The organism is Mesorhizobium sp. P3_A8 (assembly GCF_056402995.1).
The window spans coordinates 40346-53118 of sequence record NZ_JBFUGI010000008.1 but is presented as its reverse complement, the minus strand read 5'-3'; the positions used below and the strand labels follow the sequence as shown (position 1 = coordinate 53118).

General features: G+C 63.7%; 5 protein-coding genes. All 5 read right to left on the bottom strand.

Annotation, left to right across the window (positions count from 1 at the left end):
• Nucleotides 1–6 precede the first annotated feature (6 nt).
• Nucleotides 7–2328, bottom strand: coding sequence for a dipeptide ABC transporter ATP-binding protein (locus tag AC1DX4_RS19590; protein ID WP_477221854.1), 2322 nt, complete (start codon nucleotides 2326–2328; stop codon nucleotides 7–9).
• A 47-nt stretch (nucleotides 2329–2375) separates the two neighbouring features.
• Nucleotides 2376–3533, bottom strand: coding sequence for an ABC transporter permease (locus AC1DX4_RS19585; protein ID WP_477221853.1), 1158 nt, complete (start codon nucleotides 3531–3533; stop codon nucleotides 2376–2378).
• 12 nt (nucleotides 3534–3545) lie between these two features.
• A complete protein-coding gene (locus AC1DX4_RS19580; RefSeq protein WP_477221852.1) occupies nucleotides 3546–4580 on the bottom strand; it encodes an ABC transporter permease in 1035 nt (344 codons plus the stop codon).
• Between the two features lie 227 nt (nucleotides 4581–4807).
• A complete protein-coding gene (locus AC1DX4_RS19575) occupies nucleotides 4808–6466 on the bottom strand; it encodes an ABC transporter substrate-binding protein (protein WP_477221851.1) in 1659 nt (552 codons plus the stop codon).
• A 253-nt stretch (nucleotides 6467–6719) separates the two neighbouring features.
• Nucleotides 6720–12773 (bottom strand): translocation/assembly module TamB domain-containing protein, encoded by a 6054-nt coding sequence (locus AC1DX4_RS19570; protein WP_477221850.1) that lies wholly within the window; start codon nucleotides 12771–12773, stop codon nucleotides 6720–6722.

The following is a 12773-nucleotide window of genomic DNA, read 5'->3' as shown; positions in this document are numbered from 1 at the left end:
CCCGGTTTAGTGCCGCCTTGTCGTATCTTTCGGCTTCTTAACACCGGTTTCGGAAGCCTCGTCGACTACTTTGTTGCGACGGGCTCGCATCCCAGCCTGGCCCTGCTCCACGGCCTCGCCGATCTCGTCCGCTTCCGCGGTCGACGCTTTGCCACGCGGACGGTTGGGCGCTGTTCCTGTCGAAACCGGGCCGCTGCCATGCGGCGCATCTTCCGGCACGCCTTCATGGGCAGCGTGCTCCTTGTCGAACTTGATCACCGGCTCCATCGTCGCCAGCACGTCGTCGGACAGCCAGCACAGGCTCATATGGCCGTCGCCGAGGTGCTTGACCGGCGGCACCTTGGTCTCGCACAGATTGTCCGGCACCAGCTTCTTGTAGCCGCAGCGTGTCTGGAACGGGCAGCCGGACGGCGGGTTCATCGCCGAGGGGATGTCGCCTTCGAGCACGATGTGTCGCTTCACCACGCTGGTGTCGGCGATCGGGATCGCCGACAAAAGCGCCTCGGTATAGGGATGATAGGGCGGCGCGAAGATCTGGTCAGTCGTGCCTTGCTCGACGATGTAGCCGAGATACATGACGACGACGCGGTCGGCGATGTAGCGCACGACCGACAGATCGTGGCTGATGAACAGCATCGTCGTCTTGTTCTTGCGCTGGATGTCCATCAGCAGTTCGGTCACCGCCGCCTGCACAGACACGTCGAGTGCGGAGACCGGCTCGTCGGCCACCACCACCTTGGCGTCGCCGGCAAAGGCGCGTGCCACGCCGATGCGCTGCTTCTGGCCGCCAGACAGCTGGCGCGGCTTGCGCGTCTCGAAGGCGCGCGGCAGCTTCACCAGGTCGAGCAGTTCCAGCATCCGCTTGCGCCGATCAGCAACCGTCTTGCCGACATTGAATTTCTCCAGCGTGCGGATGATCTGCGAGCCGACCGAATGGCTGGGGTTGAGCGTGTCGAAAGGATTCTGGAACACCATCTGGATCGACGACACGGTTTCGACACTGCGGCTCTCGATGCCGGTCGACTGGATCTGCTTGTTGCCCAGCGTCACCGTGCCGGCACTGGCCGTCTCCAGGCCGAGCAGCACCTTGGCCAATGTCGACTTTCCGCAGCCGGATTCGCCGACGATGGCGACGGTCTCGGATTCGCGCGCCATGAACGAGATCGTCTCGTTGGCCTTGACGACGCGGCCTTCACTCGAGCCGAACACCTCGCTGCCGCCGACCTTGTAGTATTTCCTCAAATCCTCGATCTTGAGCACCGGCGCGCCGGGCACAACGCGCTCATTGACCTTCTTGGCGCCGGGCGGCAGCGCTTCCCAGTCGATCTCGTTGAAGCGCACACAGCGCGAGAAATGGCCCTCGTGGCCAGCGACCTCGATCATCGGGATCTCGGCGGCGTTGCAGACGCCCTCGACGAAATGGTGGCAGCGCGGGCCGAAATTGCAGCCCTTCGGCCGCTCATGCGGCAGCGGCAATTGCCCCGGGATGGAGATCAGCGGCCGCGAATTCTTGTCGGCGCCAGGCAGCGGGATCGAACGGAACAGCCCTTGTGTGTAGGGATGGCGCATCCGGTCGAACACGTCCTTGATCTTGCCGGTCTCCACCGCTTCGCCCGAATACATCACGGTGATGCGGTCGCAGGTTTCCAGGATAAGGCCGAGATTGTGCGACACGAAGATCATCGAGGTGCCGAACTTCTCGCCGAGCCCCTTGACCAGTTCGACGATACCCGCTTCCACCGTCACGTCGAGCGCCGTCGTCGGCTCGTCGAGCAGAAGCAGCGCCGGCTTCGACAGCAACGCCATGGCGATGACGATGCGCTGCTGCTGGCCACCGGAGAGCTGGTGCGGATAGGAGCGCATCATGCGCTCGGGGTCCGGAAGCTTGACCGCGCGTACCATGTCGAGGGAGCGTTTGTAGGCCTCCTCCTTCGACACCTTGTCGTGGATCAGAGGCACTTCCATCAGCTGCTGGCCGACCTTCATCGCCGGGTTGAGGCTGGCCATCGGCTCCTGGTAGATCATGGCGATCTTGTTGCCGCGGATGGCGCGCAGCTCCTCGTCGGACAGCTCGCCCATGTCCTTGCCCTGGAACTTGATCTTGCCGCCGACGATCTTTCCGATGTTGGAAAGGTCGCGCATGATGCCGAGCGACACGGTCGACTTGCCGCAGCCGGATTCGCCGACGATACCCATCGCCTCACCCGGCATGACCGTGCAGGAAAAATCCATGACGGCCGGTATCTCGCCCTTGCGGGTGAAGAAGGAGATCGACAGGTTCTCGATCTCGATGATCGGCTCTGCGGGATTTCGAACTGCCTCGTTCATGGGTCGCTCCAATCCAATTTTACCAGATGCGGGCCGAAGCCCGTCAATCAGTCTTTCATCGATTGCTCACGCAACGAGTCGGCCAGGAGGTTGAGCCCCAGCACGAACGACATCAATGCGATCGTTGGCGGCAGCGCCGGGTGGATGAAGGAGCGCAGCAAGCGGCTGGCGTCCTTGATCGCCGTGCCCCAGTCAGGACTTTCCGGCGCCAGGCCGAGGCCGAAATAGCCCAACGTACCGAGCAGGATCGTTGTGTAGCCGATGCGCAGGCAGGCATCGACGATCAGCGGTCCGCGCGCATTGGGCAGGATCTCCCACAGCATGATGTACCAGGGCGATTCACCGCGCGTCTGCGCCGCCGCCACATAGTCGCGCGTCTTGATGTCCATAACCAGGCCGCGCACGATGCGGAACACGCCGGGGCTGGAGGCGAACACCACCGCCACGAAGATGTTGAGCTGGTTGGGATCGATGTGGACGATGTGCAGCGGGTCCTTGTCGAACACCAGGCCGAGATAAATCCAGCCACCGACAATCAGGGTGATGCCGAGCAGGATGTAGATCCGGTCGGGCCGGTTCTTGTAGCGCGTCCAGAACAGCACGCTGAAGAAGATGATCGGAAACAGGAAGAACACCCCGGCCATGGCATAGGGGATTGGCGTGTCCATGATGCCCGGCGTCACCAGCAGGTAGAACAGCAGGATCACCGGGAAGGCCAGCACGAGGTTGGCCAGGAACGACAGCACGGTGTCGATCTTGCCGCCATAATAGCCCGCCGGCAGGCCGAGCGTGATGCCGACCATCAGCGCGAAGCCGGTCGCCGCCGGCGCGATGATCAGCACGATCTGGCTGCCATAGACCATGCGCGAAAACACGTCGCGCGCAAGCTTGTCGCCGCCGAACAGATAGACCAGACCTGACTGCGGCTCGACCGCGCCCGGCAGCACGTCCTTCATCACGGGGATCTGGGCCAGCGGATCAAAGGGCGAGATGGTCGCCGCGAAGATCGCCGTGAACAGCCAGAACAGGCAGATACCGACACCGACGATGCCGACGCCGCTGTCGAACAGCTGGCCGTAGAGCGCGAGCTTCTTCTTGTAGGCGAAGCTCGCCCCCATGACGATGATGAGCGCGATCCAGACCGGCCAGAAGCGCGACAGCACTTCGAGAACGACGGTGAAGGCACTGATATATTGGACCTGCATCCGCTTCGCCCCCTACTGAACTCTGATACGCGGATTGAGAAACGCGTAGCCGACATCGGAAATGAGCTGCGTGATCAAGACGATGAACACCGAGACCAGCGAGCAGCCGAGCAGCAGGTCGATGTCGTTGTTGCCGGCGGCCTCGACCAGCGTGTAGCCAAAACCCTGATAGCGGAACATCACCTCGACGATGACGACGCCGGTGAGCAGCCAGGGAAACTGCAGCATGATGACGGTGAACGGCGCGATCAGCGCATTGCGCAGCGCATGTTTGACCACCACGCTGCGGAAGGAGAGACCCTTCAACCGGGCGGTGCGGATATATTGCTGCGTCATCACCTCGACCATCGAGGCGCGCGTCATGCGGGCGATATAACCGATGCCGTAGATCGCCAGCGTCATGACCGGCAGCGTGAAATTGTAAAAGGTGATGCCTTGGCTCGCCGACGCGGCCGAGCCGTTCAGCCAGCCAAGCCAGGAGGCGAAGATCACGGTGAAGATGACGCCCGACACATATTCGGGTGTCGCCGTCGACGCGATCGAGGCCACCGACAGCACCCGGTCGGTTCGCGAACCCTCGCGCATACCGGCCAGGATGCCGATCAAGAGCGAGATCGGCACCATCACCACCAGCACCCAGAACATCAGGATGCCGGTCGCGCCAAGTGCCGGGAACAGCTTGGAGGCGACCGTTGCCTTGAACTTGGTCGAGCAGCCGAAATCACCCTCGAAAACGCCGGCGAAGGTCGGCACGATCGGATCATTGCAAAACGAGAAACGCTGCGCCGGCTTGCCGGTCGCCGGATCGGTCACCGGCTGCTTGGGCATGACGCCCAGCCATTGCCCATAGCGGACGAAGAAGTTCTGCCGGTAGCCATGCCCGGCCAGCCAGCTCTCGAGCTGCTCGGCCGACGTATGCATTTCGGTCTGGCTGATCGCCAGCTTCTTCAGATTGGGCTCAAGGTTGATCAGGAAGAAGACGACCATGGTCAGGCACAGCATCGTCAATGCCATGGTGCCAAGACGCCTGATAACGAAGGAAAGCATGGCGGCCCCCTGCCGATGGGTTGGGGTTTGAGCCGGCTATGAAAGCCAACCCTGCCGTGACCGGCGAGGCTGGCCGTCAAACAGGCCTTCGGATGCGATCAACCCTGTTTTTGTTGCATGACCTTGCCCGGGAGTCCGCAACTTTTTTAGAGAAGCGCGGACCAACGGGGACAGATGATGCAAACAGCAGGGAAAGAGGCTGACGCCCCTTTCCCTTGTCGGTGCGATCAAGCCTGGTCGAGCCAGATCTTGCCGTAGTCGCGCTCGAAGGTCGGGTGCATCTTGTAGTTCTGCACCGCCTTGACCGAGTGGCTGTAGAGCTTGCGCCAGTAGGGTTGGATAATGATGCCGGAATCCTGCAGGATCTGCTCGATATCCTTCATCATTTCCTTGCGCTTGGCGGCGTCGGCAACGGCGAGCGCCGCATTGAGCTTGGCATCCCACTCGGGGTTCGACCAGCCAGCCTCGTTCCAGGCCTCGCCGGTGCGATAGGCCAGCGCCAGAACCTGGACGCCGAGCGGCCGCATGTTCCAGTTGGTCATCGACAGCGGATACTTCAGCCAGTCGTTCCAGAACGTCGAACCCGGCAGCACGGTGCGCTTCACCTTGATACCGGCGTCGCGCAACTGGGCGGCGATCGCATCGCCGGTGTTCTTGTGCCAATCCTCGTCGACGGTGATCAGTTCATGTTCGAAATCGGCCTGCCCGGCTTCCGCCATCAGCGCCTTCGCCTTGGCCGGATCACGGGCAACCTTGGGCAGCTCGTAATATTCCGGATGGATCGCGCAGACATGGTGGTTCTCGGCGACCGAACCGGCATTGCCGTAGCCGAGCTGGAGGACGACGTTGTTGTCGACCGCAAGCTGCAGCGCGTTGCGCACCTTCTGGTCGCCATAAGGCTTGTTGTTGACGTTGGTGCGGCAGACGATAGTCGAGGCGGTGACGACCTCGGACTTGACCAGGTCCATCTTGTCGAGGATCGAGACATAGTCGGCCGAGGTCTCGAAATTGGTGTGCACTTCGCCTGCTTCGAAAGCGCTGACCATGGCTGCCGGATCGGTGCCGTAGTCAATGAACTCCAGGCCATCGAGGAACACTTCGCCGTCCCACCATTTGTCGTCGGCGCGGCGCTTGTAGACCACTTTCTGGCCGACATCATAGGAGACGAGTTCGAACGGGCCGGTGCCGATCGGGCAGGCCTTGAAGTCACCGCCCTTTTCGTCGAAGGACTTGTGGACGATGAGAGCAACATAGTCACAAATGCCGGGGATGATCGAGATGTCGGGCTTGGTGAGCGACAGCTTGACGGTCATGTCGTCGACCTTGGTAACCGCGCCTTCACGCAACTTGCCCGTCTTGTCGTCGAACAGCGTGCCAAGACGGCCGGGCATGGAATTGCCTTCGGCGGCCTTCTCGCCCCAGCGGTTGAAGTTGTGCACCACGTCATCGGCGGTGAAAGCATCGCCGTTGTGCCAGGTCACGCCCTTGCGCACATGCAGTATGTACTGCGTGGCGTCGTCGTTGACGTCCCAGCTTTCAAGCAGATAAGGGCGGAACGTGTATTCGGTGGTGTACTTGACCAGTGGCTCAAGCGCCTGGCGCTCGGCATTGGCGATTTCCGACCAGTCGGCCTTGCGTGGGTCCTTCGGATCCTTGATCCACTGGGCGATCTTGAGAGTGCCGCCCTTCTTGCCCTTTACCTCATCCGCCTTTGCCGGCGTCGGATCGGCGAGACCGAGCAGGCCATAGGCCATCGCCGTCGAGGCGCCGAAGACGCTGGCGAGCGCCAGGAATTCGCGGCGATCGACATTACCTGCCTTGGCTTCTTCGGCCATGGCCAGGATGTGATCCGGAACGCTGTCGCCATTACTCTTATAGATTGTCATGACTAACTCCCATTGTTGGCTTTCCGCCGATTAACATTCCGCATCCAGGCCATGATGTCAAAGACGGCTTGGATTGGGAACATGTTAGCGAATGTGCAACTTTGAAAAGGGAGCGGTACGCGCGATAGCGACAGTCTTGACGCAAAATTGCTAGTGCGCCCAGATTCCGCCAGAATCTACTCAGGGCGATTAAACTGAGACTTTTGCACTGGTTACGACAGCGCCAGTCCGGGCCATGGTGGAGGGCCAGCCCTCAATATTCTTTTTCGTAGAAGATGCCGCCCTTGGCCTCGCCGGCATCAGTCGCCTCGCCGCGCAACTTGACGCCGCGCCCGACATTGAGGTCGATGGTCGCCTTGCCCGAACCCGGCTTGTCGCCCTTCTGGATGGTCACATAGGTGCGGTCGTTTAGATACTTGCCGGCCGAGACCGCCGTGCCGCCCTGGTCGTCGGTGGTGACATCGAGATCGTCGACGCCGATGGCGCTGCGCAGGTTCTCCAGCAGCGACGTCGAGCCGCCGACGCCGGCCAATTGCCCGGCCGCTTCGGCCAGCTGCGCGATCTGCAGCGGCGACAGGTTCGACATCGAGCGACCGAAGATTAGTTGCGCCAGCACCTCGTCCTCGGGCAGCGCCGGCACCGATGAGAAGGTGAATTTCGGATTGGTCGCCTCGCCCGACACGACGATGGTGACGGTGGCGCCGGTCGTCGTCGTGGTCGCGGTCAGGTTGAGGTAGGGCACCAGCGAGCCGGAGAAGCCGACGGTACCCTCGGTGAAGGTCAGCCGCTTGCCGAGGATCGACAGCCGCCCGCGCTGCAGGGTGAAGGTGCCGACGGCCTGCGGCGACGAGGCCGGGCCGGTCAGCTTGAGCGAGCCGCCGAGCTCGGCATCGACGCCCCTGCCCTGGATGAATATCTGATTCGGCGCATTGACGGTGACGTCAAGCACAAGCCCGCTGCCGCTGCCCTTGCCGCCGGCCGTCGCCGGCCGCAGCGCCTTGTCCTGCGCCTTGACCGCGCCTGGCGCGTTCTTGTGCTTGACGTCGAGCGCCGAGAGCGAGCCCGGCAATTTGTCCGGAACCGTAATGACGGTCTTGGCGAGGTTGACGGTGCCGGCAATCACCGGTGCCGATGTCAGCGGCCCCTTGATCGTCAGGTCGCCGCCAAGATTGGCGGTCACCACGCGCCCGTCCGTATAGCGGCCGTCGGTGAGCTTGATCGACAGGTCGGCCGGAAAACCTTGCGCCGGGTTGATGCCGACCGTGCCACTGGCCGACAGGCTGCCGCGCGTCGACAAGGTTCCGGTGAGCCGGTTGATCCTGGCGACGCCGCCGCCGATCGAGACATCGGCTGTGAGATCGTTGACGGCGAGCCCCGAGCGCGCATCCACCAGCCGCGCACCCGAGGTGCTGATGCTGCCGCCGATGCCGGGCGATGTCGCCGGACCGCGCACCTGGACATTGACATTGGCGGTTCCCGTCAGCGCCAGGCCTTGCGCGGCCAGCTTCTGGCTGAGCATGCCGAACGGCACGGCGCCGTTGAAGTCGAGCACCAGCGCCGGCGTACCTGCCGTCGTCACCGTGCCGCCGCCCTTGAGACCAAGTCCGCCGCCATCGCTGAGATTGGCGTTGAAGGTCAGCTTGTTGCCGGCAAAGGTGCCGGACGAGGAAACACTCACTGCGCTAACACCGGCGCCTCGGGTCTGCGATGTCTGCACGCCGGCCGCGTCAATATTGAAGGCAACGGCCGGACTGGAAGGCGCGCCGGTCACCTTGACCGTGCCGGAAATCGAACCGGCGGCATCGAGGCCAGGCGAGAAACTGTTGGCGAGCGACATCGGCACCCGCGCCAGCGTCGCGTTGATGTCGAGCGCCTGCCCGACCTTGCCGGTCACCGTCGCCGTGCCGCCGCCGAGATTGAGCACCAGCCGGTCCAGCGACGTCGTGCCATTGGCGATACTGATCGTCGAAGCCTGGGCGATGGCCGCCTTGATGCCCTGGACGGTCGCCTGGCCGGAAGCAAGCTCGATGGTGGTGGTGCCATTGGCCACCTTCACCCGGCCGGCGGCCTTGGCCGGAATGCCCTTGACCGTGGCGCCGCCGGAAAAGCCGGTCCAGTCGCCGTCGCGCTTCAAATCGACATCGATGCCGCTGATCACGGTGCCGCCCGATGTCACCGTGTCGGCGCGGATCTTGCCCGAGATCACCGGAGCGGCAAGATAGTTGGCGATCAGCGCGTCGATGGAAACGGCCTTCGCCTGCAGGTCGCCGCGTGTGATCGAACCGGTCGCTGCCTTGATGGCGACCTGGGGTGCCGCGCCGTTTTTCGAGAAGGCGATCGTGCCGCGCACATCGCCTTCGGCCTTTTCCAGCGCCAGCGCGGCGAGCGGCCCGATGTCGGGCAGGTCGAGCGAGATCGTGCCTTCCGGCACGAACTTGTCGTCCAGCGCCAGATCGCCGGAGATCTTGTTCTTGCCCAGCGATAGAAGCAGGCCATTGATGGCGCTCTTGCCGTCCGCCGTTGCCAGCACAGCGCTGCCTTGCAAGGCCTGTCCCGCGACATTGCCGGTCAACTGCACACTCGCCGCTGGATTGGCGGCATCGGCCTTGCCGGTTGCCGTGAGCTTCAGTCCGGTGATCTCGCGCTCCGCCACCAGCAGCCGATCGCTGTTGATGGTCAGCGACAGATCAGGTGCGATGGCCGGCCCCTGTGCATTGAGCGCGAAGGCAATGGCGCCCTTGGCGTCCTTGGACAGCAGCGAGATGTCGCTCAGAGCGCCTTTGATGTCGGCGGCCAGCTTGTTGTCGGCAAGGCTCGCTTGCCCGCCGGCCGTCAAAGCGCCAGAGGTCAGCTTCAATCCATCTATATTGATACTGCCGTTGGGGTCGCGCTTCAGCGTGGCGCTGATCTGCGCGCGTTCGCCGAGCATGCCGCGCGCCGCCGCCGGCAAGGCCGATGATGGGGCATCCGCACTCAGCTTGAGATCGATGGTGCCGTCGCGCAGTGACACCTGGCCGGCGACCTGGCTGTTGAGCGCATCGCTCTTGAGCGAGCCGCTGTCGATGGCGACGCCGTCCGATGTCAGCCGGGCATTGAGCGCGGCCGTGACCTTGCCGGCGATCAGCGGCGCGATCGCGGCATTGTCGAGCCCGACCTTGTCCACCGACACCGTGCCCGAAACCGGTCCAGCGCGGTTCTTGAGGTCGAAAGCGTCCGAATGCAATGCCAGGGCAAGTCCTTCCACCTTGGCCGGGCTGGTGGTGACCGAAGGCAGGATCGCGGAGACATCGAGGCGGGCCTGCGTGCTCTCGCCCGCCACCTTGGCCGACAAGGACCGGACCTCGATCTTCACCGGGCTCGCGGCACTTCCGAACGTCAGCGGCAGGCTGGGGCCGGATGAGGTGAGATCCAGTGCAAAATCGCTGGCGCCGTTCGGATTGATGGTGCCGGTGGCCGTGCCGGAAATCTTGTCACCGGACAGCGTCGCATGGTCGAGGGCGACGCCGCCGGCCAAGGTATAGGTGCCGGCCGCATCGACCGCGAGCGGCCCGAGCCCGGCCTGGCGGGTCTGGCTGGTTTCGACGCCGGCAAGCTGCGCATTGAACCGAACCTCCGGAGCAGCCGGCATTCCCTTAACTTGCGCCGTGCCGCCGAGCGTACCCACTGCATCGAGGCCGGGCACGAAATCATTGGCAAGCGCCGCCGGCAGCGCCGAGAACTGTGCTGCAAGATCGAGCGTCTGGCCGGCGCTGCCCGATAGCGTCACCGTGCCGCCGCCAATGTCGAGCGCCAGCTTCTCGATGCTGGTGGTGCCATTGGCGATGGTCAATGTCGAGGCTTCAGCGATTGCCGCCTTGATGCCGCGGACCGTGGCTTCGCCCGAAGCGATCTCGACGCTGGTGGTGCCCTGGGCGATCTTGACCCGACCGGCAGCGGTCGCTGGAATGCCCGCTATGGTGGCGCCACCAGTGAAATTGGTCCAATCGCCGTCGCGCTTCAGGTCGACGCCGATGCCGCTGATTTCGGTGGCGCCCGAGGTGACCGAGTCAGCCTTGATGGTGCCCGAGATTGCCGGCGCCTTGAGATAGTTGGCGATCAGCGCGTTGACGGCGATGGTCTTGGCCGTCACCTCGCCGCGCGCAATCGACGTGCTCTTGGCATCGATGGTGACCGACGGCGTCTCGCCGTCCTTGGCAAAGCCGATGGTGCCGTTGATATCGCCGGTCACCGCCTGGCCGGCCAGTGCCGCTAACTGGTCGATGGCGGGTGCGGCCAGCGTCAGCGTGCCCAAAGGCATGAACTTGTCGTCCAAGGCCAAGTCACCCGAAACCTTGTTGTCGCCAAGCGAGACCAGAAAGCCGTTGATCGAGCGCTTGCCCTCGCTCGTCACCAATGCCGCCTTGATGTCCAGTGGCTCGTCGTTGACGGTCCCGGTCAGCGAAACATCGGCCGAGGGGCTTACTATGTCGGCCTTGCCGCTCGCCGTCAGCTTGATCGCCTTCACCGTGCGGCCCGAGGCTGTCAGGCTGTCGCTGCCGGCGGAGACGCTGAAATCCGGGGCCGAGCGCGGGCCGCTTGCCGTCAGGGCGAAATCGACACCGCCGGCAACCGGCACGCCGACCATCGGCGACAGCACCGAGACGTCGCCCAGCGTGYCCTTGATGTCGGCCTGGATGTCGCTGCCTTGTGCGCTGGCGGTGCCACTGGCGCTGAGCGAACCGGAGGTCAACGAGATCGAATTGGCGGCAAAGGAGCCCTGCGGATCGCGCGTTGCGGCGGCTGAGAATTTCACCCGCTCGCCGAGCACCGAGCTGATCTGCGGCGGCAAGGCGGTCGACACCGCATCGGCATTCATCTTGAGCTGCATAGAGAGATCGGCAAGCGCCACCGTCATGGTCAACGAGGCGTTGAGCGCATCGGAGCGCAAAGTGCCCTGGTCGATGGTGATGGCGTCCTTGCTCAGCGATCCGCCCAGATCGACATCGACCTTGCCGGTGATTAGCGGCGCCAGCGTCGCCACGTCGGTCTTCAGCCCACCCGCCGTCAGCTTGACGGCAAACGGCCCGGCGCGGTTCTGGATGTCGAAGCCGTCGGAATGGATCTGCGCCGCCAGATCGTTCAGCTGCGTGCCGCCCGCGACCACCGAAACCAGCGCGGCACCAATGTCGATGATCGGCGCCTTGCCGTCGCCAAAGGCGCGGGCGGTGATGTTCCGGATGACCACCGTGATTGGCTGTGCCGCATTGCCCACGATGATCGGCACAGGTGCGCCCTTGGCGGCAATTTCAACCGAGAGATCGCTGGCGCCGGCAGGGTCGGCGATGCCGGCCGCGGTGCCATGGATCGCATCGCTTTCGATGTTGGCGTGGTCGACGCTGATGCCGCCGGCCGATGTCGCGGTGCCGGCGACATCGAAGCTGGTCTTGCCGGCAAACAGTGGCCTCAGATTTTCCGGCAGGAAAGGCGCGAACTCGCCATCGCCCTTGGCCTCGACGTGATTGCCCTTGTCGGTAAGTTGATGACGGCCCGTCAGCTGGGTGACGATCTTGCCGTCGACCGTGAAGGTGGCGATGCCGTTCCAGTTGGCAAGCGGCCCCGTGCCCGAGACGGCTATGTCTACCGGCGGCGCATCGGGCAGCTTGAGCAGATTAGCAATGATGCCGCCTGCTGGCTCGGAAGCCTTGAGGTCGAGGTCAAGCCTGTTGTCATCAGGCGCAAAGTGGATCTTGGCGTCGACATTGCCTTGCTTGCCGTCATGGCGGGTGACGTTAAGTGTGGTCTCGACCGCCAGCGGCGCGGCATCGGCCTTGAGCATCCCCTTGGCGGCGAGTTCGGCAATGCCGCTGCCGGCCAGTTGCTGGCCAAGCGCGATTTCCGGCAGGTCGATCTGCTTGATGTCGATGGAAACCGGCAGCGTCGTCGTGCCGCTCTGCGCCGGCGGCTGCTGACTTGCCACCGGCAGCCGTGCGAGTTCGATGCGCTCGGCCGCGATGCGGTCGGCGCTGAAGCTTTTCGACAAGAGCGAAAGCGGCGACCAGTCGACGGCGACCTTGCGCGCCACCAGCCAGGCGCCTTGGCGGTCTTCCAGCACGACATGGTCGACGCTGAGGTTACCCGACCAGATGCCGTCAATGCCGCTGACGGTGATCTTGCGGTCGTCGGTTGAGGCGAGCCGCGAGATGATGCCGGAGAGATTGTCGCGTCCGCGCTCGGTTTTGGTCAGCACGACTAGCGCGCCGATGGCGCCCGCGACCACGATCAGCAGCGTGTAGAGGACAATGCGAAGGATGCGCCGGACCGTTTTCAT

Excerpts from the sequence above, each read along its gene's own strand:
- AC1DX4_RS19590 (WP_477221854.1), bottom strand. The coding sequence starts at position 2,328 with ATGAACGAGGCAGTTCGAAATCCCGCAGAGCCGATCATCGAGATCGAG.
- AC1DX4_RS19585 (WP_477221853.1), bottom strand. The coding sequence starts at position 3,533 with ATGCAGGTCCAATATATCAGTGCCTTCACCGTCGTTCTCGAAGTGCTG.
- AC1DX4_RS19580 (WP_477221852.1), bottom strand. The coding sequence starts at position 4,580 with ATGCTTTCCTTCGTTATCAGGCGTCTTGGCACCATGGCATTGACGATG.
- AC1DX4_RS19575 (WP_477221851.1), bottom strand. The coding sequence starts at position 6,466 with ATGACAATCTATAAGAGTAATGGCGACAGCGTTCCGGATCACATCCTG.